The sequence below is a fragment of the Amphritea sp. HPY genome (genome assembly GCF_050870985.1).
Classification (GTDB): domain Bacteria; phylum Pseudomonadota; class Gammaproteobacteria; order Pseudomonadales; family Balneatricaceae; genus Amphritea.
Genome location: NZ_CP194015.1, coordinates 4,886,366 through 4,902,545, shown reverse-complemented (window position 1 = coordinate 4,902,545; position 16,180 = coordinate 4,886,366). Strand labels below are relative to the sequence as shown.

The following is a 16,180-nucleotide window of genomic DNA, read 5'->3' as shown; positions in this document are numbered from 1 at the left end:
AAAGGGCGGGCTTTGCCCGCCTTTTTAATCTGAGAAGGAGTTCTATCATGGCTGGTGAAATGCAAGTCACATCCGCTCAGGCCAGTGTTAAACCTGCTACCGAAACTCAGCTCACTGAGCAGGCGCAACAAACACAGCAACAGCCTGTAGTGAAGAAGCCGGAAGGGCCTAGCCCGGCAGAATTATCCGAACAGAGTGCTGAAGCGATTCACGAAACCGTTGCTGCCATTAATGACTTTATGTCCCAGTTCAAGCGCACCCTCAACTTCTCTGTTGATATTGCCGCAGGACAGACCATAATCAAGGTCATCGATACGTCCAACGATGAACTGGTACGCCAGATTCCATCGGAAGACTTTATCGAGATCAGTAAGCACATAGAGCAGATGAATAATCTGCTGTTCAGCGAGAAGGCCTGACCCGCCTTCCCGCTTCGTTTCCCCAGAGAGCTGTAACAGGAGGCTACCATGGCCCTTTCATCACCGGGCATAGGCTCCGGCATCGACATCAAGACAATTGTTCCTGATCTGGTCGCTGCTGAACGTCAACCAACCCTGAACAGTCTCGCCCGAAAAGAAGCCTCGCTCCAGACCGAGCTCTCTGCCGTTGGCATTCTGAAAGGAGCACTATCAGACTTCCAGAGCAAATTAAGCGGTTTAAAAGACGCGTCAACGTTCAGTAACAGAAGCGCCTCATCATCGGACTCTGCAATTGCAGGCTTCACAGCCGATAATGATGCAGCGGCCGGCAGTTACTCGCTGGAGATCACCAGCCTGGCAACTGCTCAGAAACTGGTGACCCAACAGGACTATGTGATAAGCGAAGGTACGCTGGAATTTGCCAATGCCAATGATAGCTTTACCGTAACACTAGACAGCAATAACAACGCCAGCATTGAAGACGTGCGCGATGCGATCAACAATGCCGAGGATAATATCGGTGTTACTGCCACCATTCTGGTAGTAAATGGCGATAAGCGACTGGTATTCAGTACCGATGAAACCGGGACGGCCAATGAGCTGACGATCACTGGCACTGACACCAGCGGTGATCTGGATATTTATGATTACAACTCAGGCACTGCAACACCAAATGCATCTGACCCGAACAAAGGTGATGTGACAGGCTATTACGATCAAGTAATTGCCGCGGCCGATGCTGTATTCAGTGTCGATGGTCAACCGATGACCAGTGCCACCAATACAATTGAAGATGTCATACCCAATGCGACCATCACCCTGAAAGAGAGCAATGCGAGCGAACCTATTACCCTGTCGATCAGTGAAAACAGCAGCGCTATAAAAAACCAGATTTCGACGCTTGTTGATGGCTATAATGAATTGATCACTCTGATCAACCAGCAAACCAGCTATAACAGTGAAACCAATGCAGCAGGCGCATTGCTCGGCGACTCACTGGTTAACAATCTGCAATCACAGATTCGCAACGCGCTCACCAGCCAAATCAGCAACTCTTCCAGTAGTTACACCTCGCTGTCATCTATCGGCATCACTACCGAAGCTGATGGAACATTTAAACTTGATAGCGATAAATTAGATACTGCACTGAATGATGACTACGCTGGCGTTACCACACTGTTCTCTGGGGAGGACATTGGTGTGGCTCAGAAGGTTGATACCATTCTTGAAAATTACCTTAAGAGCAGTGGCACATTTGATAGCAGAACGGATTCGATCAACAATAAACTTGAAGGTCTTACGGAAGAGCGGGAAAAGCTGGACTTTAAATCAGCCAAACTGGAAGCCAGACTGTTTAAGCAATTCAACGCAATGGACCTGTTAGTCAACCAGCTAAACTCCACCGGACAGTGGCTGACATCCGCTTTAGATAATTTGCCCGGCGTGGTAAAAAAAGACTAATTAAGTTACCGATATTACTTACCGGCAGACACCATTCACGACAATACTCAGTCCACCTCTTTACGCTACAAGTATTGTGCATAACTATTATTTTAAGGATTAACCATGAATCGCCACTTAGGCATGAAGCAGTATCAGAAAGTTGGCCTGAACTCAGCACTGGCTAACGCCACACCCCACCAGCAGGTTCTTATGCTGATGAATGGCGCTCTGGAACGCATCGCTACTGCAAAAGGTGCTATTGAGCGCAAAGATCTTGAACTGAAAGGTACCAGCATCAGCAAGGCCATCTCTATTGTCGGTGGTCTACAGGCATCCCTGACAACGACTGAAGGCAATGAGATCGCGCAGAATCTGGATAACCTTTATACCTACATGGCGGATCAGTTAGTACAGGCAAATGTTCAGTCTTCCCAGGAAAAGTTAAACGAAGTCACTTCTCTGCTACTGGATATCAAATCCTCCTGGGAACAGATTCCGACGGAGCACCACAATACCCAGAGCCCGGTTGAAAAATAGCCAAATGACCGAAAGCAGAAGCTCTTCCCGACAACGCTGGCTGGATCTGTTTGTTATCATCCAGGCCCTCCAGTCTGAAATTTATGCCGTATTGCGGGATGACAGTGAAGATGCAACCGAACGTCTCAATCAGTTGATCCCGAAACAGGATTCAGCGATCCGACAGCTGCCCTTCAGCGAGCTTAGCGCCGCCGATGTGACCGAACTACAGCCAAAGATCGAGCTACTACAACACAATCACAAACAGCTGACTGAGGTCGTCACAAACAAACGGCAAGGCCTGCTACTGCAGTCCAGCCAAAGTAAAAAAGCCGGACGCAGCATCAACGCCTACCGTCAGACTCAGGATATTTAACCCAGATCAGCGGCTTTACACTCGCAACAAAAAAACCGGCAAAAGCCGGTTTTTTTATGTCTGACCTATCAGTTTAACGAATAAAGTTAAACAAGCTCAGCTCCTGGATCTTAGCAAAACTGGAATACGCTGCATTCAGCGATGTCTGCTGCAGAGCAAATTCACTGATCGCTTCGTTGTAGTCCAGATCTTCAAACGCGGAGCGCGCTTCTTTGGTAAACAGCAGAAAATCTTCATTCACATCCTGCTGGTGATCAAGCGCATTAATCCGCCCACCAATTGAACCCCGGGCTTCGATATTCTTGTTCTGGATGCCTTCCATCAGCAGCAACGCCCGGTCGACCGCTTCATCGAGTTTATTATTCCCTTCGGCACCGGCTGTATTGGTACTCAATAGAGAAGCCGCCAGATTATGCACCATATTCAGCACATTCTCGCGCTGCTCTTCAGTTCCTAACACTAGCGCACCATCCGCTGGGTTATCGATAACCAAACGAACGCCTTCAAATTCAATGGCATCACCCGGCTGATAGGCGATACCTGTCAGCTCGGCTGCCGGATTACCACTGAACACCGGATCTCCATTTTTATCAGTCACCGAATAAGTACCTGCCCCCGTATCAAAATTGATAGTTGCCGGCCCCAGATCATCGGTGAATTTCTGAAACGCCGTATGATCGGTAATTATCCGTTCAGAAAACTCAGTTCCCGCCGTTGCCGTAAGCGTCAGAACACCTGGCACTTTCTCAAAAATTTCAAAACCCGTATCGGTCGATACCACTTTGTTATCAGAACCAACCTGAATAGAACGCCGGCCCTCGTCGCCGTTATAGACATAGCTGTCGGAAGCTCCATCATAACTATAAGCGGCCTCAAACCCCTTATACCCCGAGAACAGGTATTCCCCCTGAACATCTTTAGTGTTCATCAGGCCCAGCAGCTCTTTTTCAACCTCTTTCAGCTCATTAGCAATCAGCGTGCGATCGGTATCTGACACCGCTCCGCTGTTGGCTTGTATTGCCAGCTCTTTAACCCGCAGGGTGGCGGTATTGATCGCATTAAGCGTGGTTTCTTCAAGGCTGATGCGGCGCCGGGAAATATCAATATTACTTTGATACTGTTCGGTTTTTTCCACCTCCTGAGTCAGCTTCAGAATCTGTGCTGACGCCAAAGGATCATCCGACGGCTGTAATATTTTTTTACCGGTCGATAACTGTTGCTGTATTTTAAACAGACTGTTACTGGTGCTATTCAGGCTTTCGGCACTTTTTGCAAAAACCTGTGCGGTCGAGATTCTCATAGACTAAACCTCATTATTACAGACGCTATACGCTCTGCAGCAATGTATCAAAAATTGTCTGGGATACGCTGATCAGCTTCGCCGAGGCTGAATAAGCCTGCTGGTACTGTATCAACTTAGTCGCTTCTTCATCCAGATTTACGCCACTGACCGAAGCCCGTTGATCGATACTGACATTCAACACAGCCTGACTGGCCAGGGTATTGGACTGGGCCACTTTAGTTTCGCTACCGACCTGCTCCACCAGCTTGGCATAGACCCCCTGATAAGAGGCACCTTCAACAACCTTGGCAAATTGCAGATCAGACATCGCCAGGGCGTTGCGATTATCCGACACGCCATTGGTATTAAAATTAACACTAAAAGTATCGCCAGCCGCCGGCGAGTTACTGATGGTCACTTCGTAGCCATTAAGCATAATAGCTGCGCCAGCCACATAAGCCGTTGCGGGTGTAATAACGGTACCGGTACCTTGCTCGGTAATCGTATATTCGAGCCCTGAGCCGCCAGTACTAAAGCTGATATCGATAGCTGGAGTCATTACCCCAGCAGCGGTGCTGAAGGTTGTGGCAGAGGTATCGGTAACGTTAATTTCGATCGAACCGGTACCGGTATTATTGATAGATGAACTACCCGCCAAAGGCGACGCCAAAGCAAGATCACGCGGGTCAGTCATCGCTACGGCAAAATCAAATGCACCGTTACTGACCGGCTCGATCAGATAGCTGTCACCACCGACGAACGCGGTCTGGCCATCTAACGTAAGCTTAAAGCCTTCGACCTGAACTATCAGCTCATTGCTGCTTTTATCCCAGAAGTACTCACCGTCCTGATCAACATCATTGGCACTGGCCTCAGCCGCACCAAAGGCGCTTTGGTTGGTCTGCTGACCATCCTGATTGCGGATTAGAGTGAAGTTATCGCTGCTATTAAAGATCAAGCTATAACTGGAAGCCTTTAACGCCGAAACATCCGTTATTTCAACCTTAGTCTGCTGAATCGTGCCGCCATTACTGCTCGAACCATTAACTCGATTAGCCACCAATTCCGGGTCATTAATATCTTTAAACAGCAAACCGCCAAGATCGCCATCCAGATCCACGCCCAGCTTATGCTGTTCATTCATGGTTTCAGTAAAAGCCATCACCACCCGACCCAGCTCATTAGTCGCATTGGCAAGGTTAGATTCACGGTACTCCAGCAGGCCGCCCAGGGAGCCTCCTTTAATACGATCAGTAATCACATTGGGGGTGGAACCGATATCCAGTGCTATATCATTTTTCGAAGGATCCGGGCTGCCCTGAATAGACACCAGACGATTGGAATTAGTACCGACCACCAGCGGCTGCCCTTCACCAATATAGATATCCACTAAACCGTTAGAGCCCACCGAAGTGGTGATATCGATAAAACCTGACAACTCCTCAATTAACAGATCTCGCTGATCAAGCACCTCGTTCGGCACCGTATCTGACGCACTATTTTTGGCGACCTGATCATTCAGGCTGGCGATATACGGAACAATATTATTGATTTGGGCTACGGTGCTGTCGAGCTGCACGTTGATCGATTCATTCTGCCGGGTCAGGCTTTCATGCAAACCACTGATCCGATTCTCCAAGGCTCCGGCCTGAGCCAGAAACAGCTGACGGTTAGGCAGTGAAGTAGGATCATCCACAGCACTCTGCAGGGCACCGAAATATTCATTCATCGCCGAAGACAAACTGGTGTTTTCTGTCGCCAGCAGGTTATCCAGCTCGTTAGCAAAGCTTTCCAGCTTCTGGTAATAGCTATAATTTGACGTATCAGACCAGACCTGGCGGGTCATAAAATCATCGGCGACACGTTCTATATCATTAATGTAGGAACCGGAAAGGTTTTCCCGACTAACAAAGTTGGCAACCTGCCTGCTATAACCAGGGGTATTAACGTTACTGATATTCTGGCCAACCGTATTTAACGCATTCTGGTTGGCTTGCAGCGCCTGATTACCAATACTTAACAAATTGAAACTGGACATACTTTAACTCCCGGGAACACTCTATCGGCAATAGCAGGGAGCAGACAGGTTTCACCTTTTACTCCGTTAATTAGCGGCCAACGGCTAACTTTCTTTAGTTTCAGGTCCTTTAGTTTCAGACCCGCGACTAACGCCAGCCAGAATATCCCCATCAAATATTTTGCTGATCTTTTCTGCATACTTGGGATCGGTGGCGTAGCCTGCCTCCTGCAAACCAGTAAGGTAGCGGTAAGGATCTGCCGCCTGCTGCAAAGCCCCCTCATAGCGCGAACTGTTGCTCAGAAAGTCGGCATAATCACGAAAGCTCTGCTCGTATGAGTCATACACCCGGAATGCAGCCCGCTCTTTTTGCGCTATCCCGTCACGGAACTCCACCGTTCCAACCTGGGCACGATCACCACTCCAGCGACTGTCTGCCTTAATATTGAACAGATTAAAGCTGGTACCACCTTCCGGCTTTTGCACCAGATAACGACCCCAACCGGTTTCTAACGCTGCCTGAGCCAGCAATACTTTAGGATCAACGCCCAGCTCCCGGGCTACCCCTTCTGCCATAGGTAATAATGCCTGTACAAACGCTTCTGGCGATTCGAAACGATCCGGAAGTCTGGCTACTGGCGGTTTATCTGCCGGGCTGCTCGTCAAAACATTCGCAGTGGTGTTCGGGCTAGCCGCCACACTTTGCTCTGGCGCTGATACAGCATTTTCAATACCGACTTGCTGTCGGGTCTGCAGTCGAGCATCGGCCTGCGCCTGGCCCAGGATTGCCGATGCTGCCATACTGGCTGCGGAATCCACCGTGCGGTTTAACATCCGTTCCGATTCTGACAACGGTTTTATTGGCTGTTCGTTATCCGCCGCCCGTGAATCGATCTTGCCGCCCAGCTGATGCACTAATATTTCTGCCAGACCAAAACCTTTATTCTCGGCGATATCTTTGGTCAGTTGACTGTCCGCCATATCCTGAAAGAACTGCACCTGGGAGCTGTTGAAGTAACTGTCTTCGGCGAAGCTGGCATTTGCTTCGCGCATGCTTTTCATCAGCATATTCAGGAACAGTTGCTCAAACTGCTCCGCCACCGCCTGCAATGCTGCCGGATCATTATTTTTTGCCTGCTGCCGCAGCTTTTGCATCTCGCTCAGTTCGGTATATAGCTGAGCATGCTGACTCGGATCAGTTTTCATATCAGACCTCAGATCACTATCAGTTCGGCTTTCAGGGCACCGGCCTGGCGCAGAGCTTCAAGGATCGCCATCAGATCCCCCGGCGCAGCGCCCACCTGATTGACCGCTTCGACAATATCCTGCAGAGACGCGCCCGGAGAAAACTCAAACATATGACCACTGCCTTCATCGACTTCAATCCCGGTACGCGGTGTTACTACAGTCTCACCACCCGACAACGCTTCTGGCTGGTTTACATCCAGGTCCTCTGTAATAGCGACTGTCATGCCGCCATGGGTGATAGCCACCGGCGAGACCCGCACATTCTGGCCAATGATGATGGTACCGGTGCGCGAGTTGATAATAACTTTTGCTACCTCTTGCGCGGGCTGAACCTGCAGGTTTTCCAATACCGATACAAATGACACCCGCTGTGAAGGATCCCGCGGCGCGGCAACTCTGATTGAGGTTGCGTCCAGAGCTTGCGCCATGTTCGGCCCAAGCAAGCTATTAATCTGCTCAGCAACCCGGCGCGAGGTGGTAAAATCAGGATGATTCAGGTTCAGTACCAGACTATCGCCCTGGCCAAATGCATTAGGTACTGTACGCTCGACGGTCGCACCTCCCGGAATACGACCGACACTAGGTACATTCAACGATAAGCGGGAGCCATCCGCCCCCTGTACACCGAAACCGGAGACCACCATATTGCCCTGGGCTACTGCATAAACCTGGCCGTCAGCACCTTTCAGTGGTGCCATAATCAGGCTTCCGCCGCGCAGGCTTTTGGCATCGCCGATAGACGACACTGTAATATCAATTACCTGACCTGGCTTGGCAAACGGCGGCAGATCGGCATGAACCGCGACGGCGGCAATATTCTTTGACGAAGGGTTAATATTTGCCGGTATTGCCACGCCAAAGTTATTCAGCATGTTGCGGAACGTAGCCGAGGTAAAAGAGGTCTTATCTCCGGTACCGTCGAGACCAACCACCAGACCATAGCCCACCAGCTGGTTACCACGCACGCCCGCAACAGTGGTCAGATCCTTAAGCCGTTCAGCCAGCACTGTCGTGCTGATAGTAGTACTGATCAGCGAAAGCAGCAGAGCTGTAATCCAGAAACGTTTCATCACTTTTCTCCTTCGGCCCTTAAAATGGCCACAACGGCCCGACAAAGAACTTCGCCAGCCAGCCCATCGCGTTAGAATCATGTACCGCACCGGTCCCACTGTATGTGATCCGGGCATCGGCAAGCTGGGTTGACGCCACGGTGTTAGCGCTGCTTATATCTTGCGGTCTGACCATTCCGCTGACACGGATATACTCATCCCCCTGGTTCAGGGTCAGCCACTTTTCACCTTTAACAATCAACAGGCCATTGGGCAGAACGTCATGCACAGTGACCGTAATATTGCCGTTCAGGCTGTTGCTCATATCCGACTTACCTTCACCCTCAAACTCAGTAGTGGAGGTAGGGAGGCTGGCACTTAGAGGACGACCAAACACATCCACTCCCTGACCAAAAAGCGTCGGTGCGCTCAGAGTCTGGGTATTCTCTTTATCCACACTGGTTTTATTTTGCTTCGAAGACTGGGTACTTTCCTGCAGCACTATGGTCAGAATATCTCCGACGCGATGGGCACGACCATCGCCATACAGGTTATTGCTGGTTGCAGCGTTATAGATAGAGCCGGTAACCTCCCGCGGCGCCTGCAGCGCCTGCGGCCGGATCGGTGCAAAATGAGGATTATCCGGCTTCGGCGGCGTATTAACACACCCGGTCAGTGCCAGCAGCGTACCGATAATCAGAATTAATAACCGTTGCATCGTTCTATCTCCCCTTCAGGCGACCGTTACAGCTGCTGTGTCACGAAGGACAGCATCTGATCCGCTGTAGAGATTACTTTTGAGTTAATTTCGTAGGCCCGCTGAGTAGTAATCATATTCACCAGCTCTTCCACCGCATTGACGTTAGAGCCTTCCAACATCCCCTGCCGCAGCTGTCCTGTGCCGCCTTCCCCCGGATTACTCAACACCGGGGTACCACTGGCTGAAGTTTCCATAAACAGGTTTTGCCCCAGCGCCTGCAAACCTTGTGGATTAACAAAATCAGCCAGTTGCAGCTGACCTATCTGTTGCCCAGCCGGGTCTCCGGCAGTCACCACACTGACCACGCCATCAACACCGACCGTCATCGAAAGCACTTCTGACGGCAGGGTAAGACCCGGATCCAGCAGATAGCCTTCGGCGGTCACTATTTCATTATCGGCACTGAGCTGAAACTGGCCGTGACGGGTATAACCGGTATCACCGTTGGGCAGCGTTACCTGCCAGAAGCCCCGCCCGGCGATAGCGATATCAAAAGCTTCACCGGTGGTTTGCAGCTCCCCCCCCGTGAACAGTTTCTGGGTGCCTACCACCCGCACACCGGAGCCGAGTTGCAGGCCAGAAGGCAGTTGTGAGCCTTCAGCGCTTTGCGCACCAGGCTGGCGTTGAATCTGATACATCAGATCTTCAAACACCGGACGGTCTTTCTTAAAACCGACGGTACTGACGTTGGCCAGATTATTTGACACCACCTTAAGCGCGGTATCCTGGGCACTAAGGCCTGTTTTTGCTACAAATAGAGCACCGTGCATGCTTATTCTCCGCTGAACCTATTTACGTTCAAATTCCTGTTCTTACTTCAGTCTTATCATTAGCAATATCACTGAAGCTGTAATATCTTGGCCGCCGCTGAGGAGTTCTCTTCCGCGTTCTTCATCATTTTGACCTGCATCTCAAACTGCTTGGACAGTTCAATAATTGAGGTCAGCTCAGTCACTGAGTTAACGTTGCTGGATTCAAGATAACCAGCCCGCAGCTGGACATCATTTGCCAGTGGCAGCGGCTGGTTATTGCCGGTATGCATCAGGCCATCAGTACCTTTGAACAGACTACCATCCTGGTCTTTAACCAGCTTAATCCGATCCAGCACCGCCAGTTCCGCAGCACCCTCGCCTAAAGGCCGGATGGTGATAGTGCCATCACCGCTGATATCGAGTTTTTCAAAGGGAGCCAGGGTGATAGGGATACCACCATTACCCATTACCGCACGGCCTCCGCCGGTAACCAGTTGGTTAAACTGGTTTACCTGCAATTCACCGGACCGGGTATAGGCTTCTTTACCGTTAGCATCCATTACGGCGATCCAGCCTTCGCCGCCGATCGCTACATCCAGCTCCCGCCCGGTTTGAATCAGAGTGCCGGTTGACAGATTAGTACCCGGTCTTTCAGCCATAGCATAAACCCGGGAGGCGTGGCCTTCGCCATACACCTGCATCGCCCGGGCCTGAGCAAAATCTGACTTAAAGCCCGTGGTCGTGGCATTGGCCAGATTACTGGCATGGGCCTGCTGGGAGCGCATCGTTTCCCGTGCACCACTCATTGCCAGATATAATACTTTGTCCATACCATCCCTCTTTAGCCACCGGGCTGTTAAGCGGCAACAGAAGCGGTTAACCGTTGCCGCTTTAGCCTGAAAAAACTTGTTACAGAGTAAAATGCAATGCCTGTGCCAACCTGTCCCGAACAATAAAAAAGACCACAAAAAAAGGCGACCGTAGTCGCCTTTTAGTATTGTTGAATACGGTTTAGATCTGCAAAATAGCCTGGGTTACCGTATTAAGGGTTTCCAGCGTCTTCGAGTTTGCCTGGAAGTTACGCTGCGCCTCGATCAGCTTTACCAACTGCTCAGATAGATCAACGTTGGACTGCTCCAGTGAGCCGGATTTCAATGTGCCGTTAAGCCCGGTTCCCGGCGGGTTGGTAATTGCCGAACCAGAACTCAGAGAAGCTGCCCACTGGGTATCACCGACCGGCTGCAAACCCGCCTGGTTTTCAAAGGTCGCTATCGCAACCACACCCAGGGTCTGGTTCTGACCATTACTGAAGCTGGCAACCATCTCACCGTCAATACCGAAACTTACGCCAATCAGGTCGCCTTTAGCATAACCATTTTGAGAAGAGTTCTTAACAATCGAGTCAGACGCAAACTGTGAGGTATTACTCAGATCCAGCGTTATGACATCCTGCGAATCGGTACCGTTTGCCAGGATCGGATCATTATCCGAGAAGCCCTGAACAGTCAGCCCAGGCACCGACAAATTACTGGTCACGGCAACGCCGTTAATTTCAGACAAGATACCTGAAGACTGATTGAAGTTAATCAACACAGGACCTTTTTCCGGCAGGCTGCCAAGCTCACCCGGATCAGGTGCTTTACCAATAGTAAGCGTCTGATCTTCACCGCTAGCGCCGGCATTCAGAAGATAAGCGTACAATCGATATGTACCCTCATAACTATCATCGCCATTTACCTCGGTATCAGGAGCTATAGCAGCAGCCGATGGTACAGCACCACCAAACGGGTCAACCGGCCCAGACAGAATCTGCATGTCCAGACTATCACTGGCAATATCGCCGGCATCGGCACGATAGCTAATAACCAGCGAGTTATTTGCAGAATCATACACTAAGGTATCAATATTCGAATTCGAATCGGTAATAGCGCTACGCTGAGCATTGATCTCATTGACAATATCTTCGGCGGTAACCCCCCCGACGCCACCGTCTATCGAAATATTCACGCCAGCAACGCTCAGCTCAATAACATCGCCTGCGCCATAATTAGGACCACCAGTAAAATTAAAGATATGCTGCTCGCCCGCAGCAATCTCCGTTATAGACTCATTGGTTAACGCCACGCCACCTGCCACATCAGTTGTGACCAAGTTGCCATACTGGGTCGACTCAGAATTGAAAATCACCTGAATTTCACCCGCTGAAGGCTGATTCAGGACCACGTCAAAAATGCGAGGATCTGCAGCCTGAAGGTTACCCAGCACTGTTGCATCCAGGGTTCCGCCCGGGCCAGTAAAATCAGCAGTATTAAGACTAAAACCAGATATGGAGAGATCGCCAGAACCGCCATCGACAAAGTCGTAAGTATGCACCTCTTTAACCGGACGCTGTTCAACGAAGTTATACTTAATAACTGAACTGTCGCCTAAGCTATCAACCCGCTCCATCGTCGTGCTGTAAGTATACGAAGCAGGAACATCTTTATTGTAATTAGAGAGCAGCTGACTAGCGTCTTTTCGATCATCAATATTCAGCTCCAACGACATCTCATAAGTTGCCTGAGGCGGACTCTCTTTTTCGGTCACTGCCAGATTACCCAGGGGCAGCTCGACACCATTTTCGACTGGAAAGCCCTGCAGAAACTGGCCGGTTTTATTGACAATGAAGCCATCCTTATCCAGCTCAAATGCGCCTGCACGGGTATAAGTTTTCCCCCCCTGCTCGTCAGCCAGTTCAAAATAGCCGCCGCCATTAATTGCCAGGTCAAGGTTATTGTTAGTGGACTCAACGGTACCGGCACTGAAATCCTGCGCGATATCGGTCACGGTAACACCTGACCCCGGTGTATTACTGGAACCCGCCCCCACTACCGCCGATGTATAGATGTCGCCAAATTCGGTACGAGAAGCTTTAAAACCCACCGTACTTGCGTTGGCAATGTTATTACCGGTTACATCCAGATCAGTGGTTGCCGCCTTCAGACCGGTAATCGCAGTATTAAAACCCGCCATGGTGTTCTCCTCGTTTAACCTATCTGTTTAATATCATTCATTGAGACCGAGCCCGCATCGGTATTCACTTTCATACCGATTCCGTTCTGTCCCAATGTGACACTATTCACGTTATATGCGATGTAGCTGTTGGCTAATTCGTATTCACCATCAACCTTAGCTTCAGCCACAATACGGTAGGCCCCCTGGGGGCGATCGCCGGCATTCCAGGTGAAATTATGATCCCCTTGAACCTGCGCTCCCATACTTATCGAATCGACCAGATCACCTTTAGAATCGTAGATCGACACCCTTAGATCGGGTGTACTCACCGGCAGGTCAACAACCCCTTTAATCTCTCCAGAGTCTCCCAACTGCCCAGCATCTGTTTTTGCATACACAGTCTGACCGACCAGCGATGAGGCTTGCAAAGCAGCCTGACTGGATAATAACGACGCAGACATCTGCTCCATCGTCGTATTGAGATTGGCAATATTCTCCACCGTACTCATGCTGGAAATCTGCTGCATAAAGTCAGTGGTATCGGCCGGACTGGTCGGATCCTGATTCTGAAGCTGAGCAATCATCAGCTTCATAAACATCTCACTGTCAGCCCCCTGACTAGAAGAACCCTGACTAGTCGCTGAAGCCTTATTCTGAGTATTGATCTGATCAAATACTGACTGTGTATTATTGACGTTATTCACATCAGCCATAATATTTACCTCTTAAATGGACGGGCGCTCAGGCCACTTTTACTGACCTAAGGTCAGCGCCCGCTGCATCATCTGTTTTGCAGTATTCATAATCTCAGCATTGATCTGAAAAGAGCGCGACGCTGAGATCATATCCGCCATCTCTTCAACAACATTTACATTAGGGTAGTAGACATAGCCATTTTCATCCGCCATCGGATGATCAGGGCTGTATTCCTGACGCAGCGGAGAATCGCTTTCAACAATACCTGCAACATTAACTCCCTGGCCTGCCTGTACACCAAGCGGAATAGAGCCAGGTTGCAGCGTCTCGGCCTGCTGCAGCTCAAACACGGGCTTGCGGGCACGATAAGTCTCACCTTCACTGCTGCTGACACTCTGGGCGTTCGCCATATTGCTCGCAGTGGTATTAAGACGGATAGTCTGAGCGCTCATCGCAGAGCCGGCTATATTGAAAACATTAGACAATGACATCGTTATTCACCCTTAATCGCGCTTACTAAGCCTTTAAACTTTTTATCCAGAAACGAAAAAGACGCCTGGTAGTCCACCGCATTCTCGGTATACCGCGCCATCTCTTCCTGCAGGTTGACTGTATTACCATCCACACTCGGCTGGTTCGGGATGCGAAACATCATCTCCGCTGCGAAGTCTGGATTGATAACTGAGCCCTGATGCCCTGCATCAGTTACTTTCATAGCCATCGACTGACCGGATTCAACACCTTTAAGAATGCTTTCAAAATCCAGATCACGGGCTTTGTAGTTAGGGGTATCGCTATTCGCGATATTATTCGCCAGCATCTCCGCGCGCTGTACCCGCACGTTAACCGCTTTCTCATGAATTCCTAATGCACTATCAAAGCTAATGGCCATCGGCTTGCCTCTGTTCCCGTTATACGACTTATAAAGCAATACTAATGCCAACTATTAAATCCCTATAATTTCAATAACTTAACAGGAGCAAGATAATTAAGCGGCAACCCCATGCCCACAAAAAGCGGCAAAGCGGCAATGAGCCCACGACAGGCGGCAATCAGGAAAGAGGAGGACGTTCACAACTCACAGATACAAAAAAACGCGCACAAGGCGCGTCTTCACAAACGAAACTCTCTTACAGAGTATTCATGTATCGCTTCTCACAAATTCAAAGCAAGAAGGATTATTCTAGCCACTAGCAGCGAAGCGTTCTAGCTAGCCAAACTTGTTCGGCGGCCTAGCTACTTTATTCAACAGGTACGTGACCGGGACACAACCCGTACCGACATACAGCGGCAAGGAGCCCATCAAAGGCGGCAACCAGAAAAGAGAGGCTAAGTTATCAACTCACTAGTACAAAAAAACGCGCACAAGGCGCGTTTTAACATACAAAACTATCTTACAGAGTATTCATGTATCGCTTCTCACCAATTCAGAGTAAGAAGGATTTTTCTAGCCACTAGCAAGCGAAGCGTTCTAGCTAGCCGAACTTGTTCGGCGGTCTAGCTACTTTATTCAACAGATACGTGACCGGGATACAAACCGTACCGACATACAGCGGCAAGGAGCCCATCAAAGGCGGCAACCAGAAAAGAGAGGCTAAGTTATCAACTCACTAGTACAAAAAAACGCGCCCAGGGCGCGTCTTAACATACAAAACCATCTTACAAAGTATTCATCTATCACTTCTCATCACACTCAAGCAAGAAGGATTATTCTAGCCACTAGCAGCGAAGCGTTCTAGCTAGCCGAACTTGTTCGGCGATCTAGCCACTACCCTATTTAGCCCTATAAACAATCCCCGGCCGGCAGTGGATCATCTCAAACAAATCGTTCAGATCAGCAACCGACTCTGACGCCCCTAACAACAGATACCCACCAGGGTTCAATGACTTATGAATCTTACGCAGGATATCTCGCTTTCGTTCGCTGGAAAAATAGATCAGCACATTACGACAAAAAACCAGATCAAACGACCCCATCGCGTCGAATGACCCGAGCAGGTTGATTTCACGAAAACGCACCCTCGACTTAATATGCGATTTAATCCCCCAGGCCTCATCTTTGCCAGGTTCAAAGAACCGCACCAGCCGCTCTTCTGACAACCCCCGCCCCAACGCCAGCATCTCGTACTCTGCCCGCTTTGCCTGCGCCAGAACCCGGGTACAAATGTCGGTCGCGGTAATCTCGACCTCCCCACGCAAAGAGCCTGGATTCTGCTCTTTAAACTCATCAACAATCATACTGATGGAATAGGGTTCCTGGCCGGTAGAACAGGCCGCAGACCAGACCTTAAGGCGCTTAAAATTACTACTGTCTGAGAGTTCAGGTAACAGTTTATTTTTGAGTATTTCATATGGATGGTTATCTCTGAACCACAACGTTTCGTTGGTCGTCATAGCGTTAATAACCTGTTCCTGTAAAGCGCTGTTACCAGGCTTCTTTAAGGTTGCAACAAGTTCACCCAGCCCACCATCGCCACGCTCATGCAGAATTTTACCCAACCGGCTCTCGACCAGGTACTGTTTATGCCGGGCCAGCAAGATTCCACATACCTGCTCCAGGTATTCACAGAAAAGCTGAAAATCTCGTTCAGAGATCTGTACCTTTGATCCGTTCAGAATCGCACCCCA

At 49.8% G+C, this 16,180-nt stretch carries 16 protein-coding genes; 4 read left to right on the top strand and 12 right to left on the bottom strand.

Annotated features, from left to right (window positions below):
* Window positions 1–47 precede the first annotated feature (47 nt).
* From ACQUQM_RS21765 to ACQUQM_RS21750, 4 genes are all read left to right on the top strand, one after another.
* A complete protein-coding gene (locus ACQUQM_RS21765; protein ID WP_432471966.1) occupies window positions 48–419 on the top strand; it encodes a flagellar protein FlaG in 372 nt (123 codons plus the stop codon).
* Window positions 420–467: 48 nt separating this feature from the next.
* Window positions 468–1,880: a flagellar filament capping protein FliD gene (gene fliD, locus ACQUQM_RS21760; protein WP_432471965.1), complete on the top strand. Its 1,413-nt coding sequence runs from the start codon at window positions 468–470 to the stop codon at window positions 1,878–1,880.
* Window positions 1,881–1,985: 105 nt separating this feature from the next.
* Complete coding sequence (gene fliS / locus ACQUQM_RS21755; protein ID WP_432471964.1) at window positions 1,986–2,399, top strand: flagellar export chaperone FliS; 414 nt, start codon at window positions 1,986–1,988, stop codon at window positions 2,397–2,399.
* Between the two features lie 4 nt (window positions 2,400–2,403).
* Window positions 2,404–2,754, top strand: coding sequence for a hypothetical protein (locus tag ACQUQM_RS21750; protein WP_432471963.1), 351 nt, complete (start codon window positions 2,404–2,406; stop codon window positions 2,752–2,754).
* A 73-nt stretch (window positions 2,755–2,827) separates the two neighbouring features.
* Here the strand turns inward: ACQUQM_RS21750 and flgL are convergent, their stop codons facing one another.
* From flgL to ACQUQM_RS21690, 12 genes are all read right to left on the bottom strand, one after another.
* Window positions 2,828–4,054 (bottom strand): flagellar hook-associated protein FlgL, encoded by a 1,227-nt coding sequence (flgL, locus tag ACQUQM_RS21745; protein WP_432471962.1) that lies wholly within the window; start codon window positions 4,052–4,054, stop codon window positions 2,828–2,830.
* Window positions 4,055–4,079: 25 nt separating this feature from the next.
* Window positions 4,080–6,074 (bottom strand): flagellar hook-associated protein FlgK, encoded by a 1,995-nt coding sequence (gene flgK, locus ACQUQM_RS21740; protein WP_432471961.1) that lies wholly within the window; start codon window positions 6,072–6,074, stop codon window positions 4,080–4,082.
* An 84-nt stretch (window positions 6,075–6,158) separates the two neighbouring features.
* On the bottom strand, window positions 6,159–7,259 hold the full coding sequence (gene flgJ / locus ACQUQM_RS21735) for a flagellar assembly peptidoglycan hydrolase FlgJ (protein WP_432471960.1): 1,101 nt from the start codon (window positions 7,257–7,259) through the stop codon (window positions 6,159–6,161).
* An 8-nt stretch (window positions 7,260–7,267) separates the two neighbouring features.
* Window positions 7,268–8,371: a flagellar basal body P-ring protein FlgI gene (locus ACQUQM_RS21730; protein WP_432471959.1), complete on the bottom strand. Its 1,104-nt coding sequence runs from the start codon at window positions 8,369–8,371 to the stop codon at window positions 7,268–7,270.
* A 19-nt stretch (window positions 8,372–8,390) separates the two neighbouring features.
* Complete coding sequence (gene flgH / locus ACQUQM_RS21725) at window positions 8,391–9,068, bottom strand: flagellar basal body L-ring protein FlgH (RefSeq protein ID WP_432471958.1); 678 nt, start codon at window positions 9,066–9,068, stop codon at window positions 8,391–8,393.
* A 26-nt stretch (window positions 9,069–9,094) separates the two neighbouring features.
* Window positions 9,095–9,880 carry a flagellar basal-body rod protein FlgG gene (flgG, locus tag ACQUQM_RS21720; protein WP_432471957.1) on the bottom strand — a complete coding sequence of 262 codons (786 nt, stop codon included), beginning with the start codon at window positions 9,878–9,880 and terminating at the stop codon, window positions 9,095–9,097.
* A 68-nt stretch (window positions 9,881–9,948) separates the two neighbouring features.
* Window positions 9,949–10,692, bottom strand: coding sequence for a flagellar basal body rod protein FlgF (locus ACQUQM_RS21715; RefSeq protein WP_432471956.1), 744 nt, complete (start codon window positions 10,690–10,692; stop codon window positions 9,949–9,951).
* Window positions 10,693–10,873: 181 nt separating this feature from the next.
* Window positions 10,874–12,874 (bottom strand): flagellar hook-basal body complex protein, encoded by a 2,001-nt coding sequence (locus ACQUQM_RS21710; RefSeq protein ID WP_432471955.1) that lies wholly within the window; start codon window positions 12,872–12,874, stop codon window positions 10,874–10,876.
* A gap of 14 nt (window positions 12,875–12,888) precedes the next feature.
* Window positions 12,889–13,569, bottom strand: a complete 681-nt coding sequence (locus ACQUQM_RS21705) for a flagellar hook capping FlgD N-terminal domain-containing protein (RefSeq protein ID WP_432471954.1) — start codon at window positions 13,567–13,569, stop codon at window positions 12,889–12,891.
* Between the two features lie 39 nt (window positions 13,570–13,608).
* Entirely contained in the window at window positions 13,609–14,043 is a 435-nt protein-coding gene (gene flgC, locus ACQUQM_RS21700; protein ID WP_432471953.1) for a flagellar basal body rod protein FlgC, read from the bottom strand.
* 2 nt (window positions 14,044–14,045) lie between these two features.
* Window positions 14,046–14,444, bottom strand: a complete 399-nt coding sequence (gene flgB, locus ACQUQM_RS21695) for a flagellar basal body rod protein FlgB (RefSeq protein WP_432471952.1) — start codon at window positions 14,442–14,444, stop codon at window positions 14,046–14,048.
* Between the two features lie 881 nt (window positions 14,445–15,325).
* Window positions 15,326–16,147 (bottom strand): CheR family methyltransferase, encoded by an 822-nt coding sequence (locus tag ACQUQM_RS21690; RefSeq protein ID WP_432474862.1) that lies wholly within the window; start codon window positions 16,145–16,147, stop codon window positions 15,326–15,328.
* Between the last annotated feature and the right edge of the window lie 33 nt (window positions 16,148–16,180).

Coding starts and splice junctions, on each gene's coding strand:
- flgK (WP_432471961.1), bottom strand. CDS start 6,074: ATGTCCAGTTTCAATTTGTTAAGTATTGGTAATCAGGCGCTGCAAGCC.
- ACQUQM_RS21715 (WP_432471956.1), bottom strand. CDS start 10,692: ATGGACAAAGTATTATATCTGGCAATGAGTGGTGCACGGGAAACGATG.
- flgL (WP_432471962.1), bottom strand. CDS start 4,054: ATGAGAATCTCGACCGCACAGGTTTTTGCAAAAAGTGCCGAAAGCCTG.
- flgC (WP_432471953.1), bottom strand. CDS start 14,043: ATGTCATTGTCTAATGTTTTCAATATAGCCGGCTCTGCGATGAGCGCT.
- ACQUQM_RS21750 (WP_432471963.1), top strand. CDS start 2,404: ATGACCGAAAGCAGAAGCTCTTCCCGACAACGCTGGCTGGATCTGTTT.
- fliS (WP_432471964.1), top strand. CDS start 1,986: ATGAATCGCCACTTAGGCATGAAGCAGTATCAGAAAGTTGGCCTGAAC.
- flgB (WP_432471952.1), bottom strand. CDS start 14,444: ATGGCCATTAGCTTTGATAGTGCATTAGGAATTCATGAGAAAGCGGTT.
- flgG (WP_432471957.1), bottom strand. CDS start 9,880: ATGCACGGTGCTCTATTTGTAGCAAAAACAGGCCTTAGTGCCCAGGAT.
- flgJ (WP_432471960.1), bottom strand. CDS start 7,259: ATGAAAACTGATCCGAGTCAGCATGCTCAGCTATATACCGAACTGAGC.
- ACQUQM_RS21730 (WP_432471959.1), bottom strand. CDS start 8,371: ATGAAACGTTTCTGGATTACAGCTCTGCTGCTTTCGCTGATCAGTACT.
- fliD (WP_432471965.1), top strand. CDS start 468: ATGGCCCTTTCATCACCGGGCATAGGCTCCGGCATCGACATCAAGACA.
- ACQUQM_RS21765 (WP_432471966.1), top strand. CDS start 48: ATGGCTGGTGAAATGCAAGTCACATCCGCTCAGGCCAGTGTTAAACCT.
- flgH (WP_432471958.1), bottom strand. CDS start 9,068: ATGCAACGGTTATTAATTCTGATTATCGGTACGCTGCTGGCACTGACC.
- ACQUQM_RS21710 (WP_432471955.1), bottom strand. CDS start 12,874: ATGGCGGGTTTTAATACTGCGATTACCGGTCTGAAGGCGGCAACCACT.
- ACQUQM_RS21705 (WP_432471954.1), bottom strand. CDS start 13,569: ATGGCTGATGTGAATAACGTCAATAATACACAGTCAGTATTTGATCAG.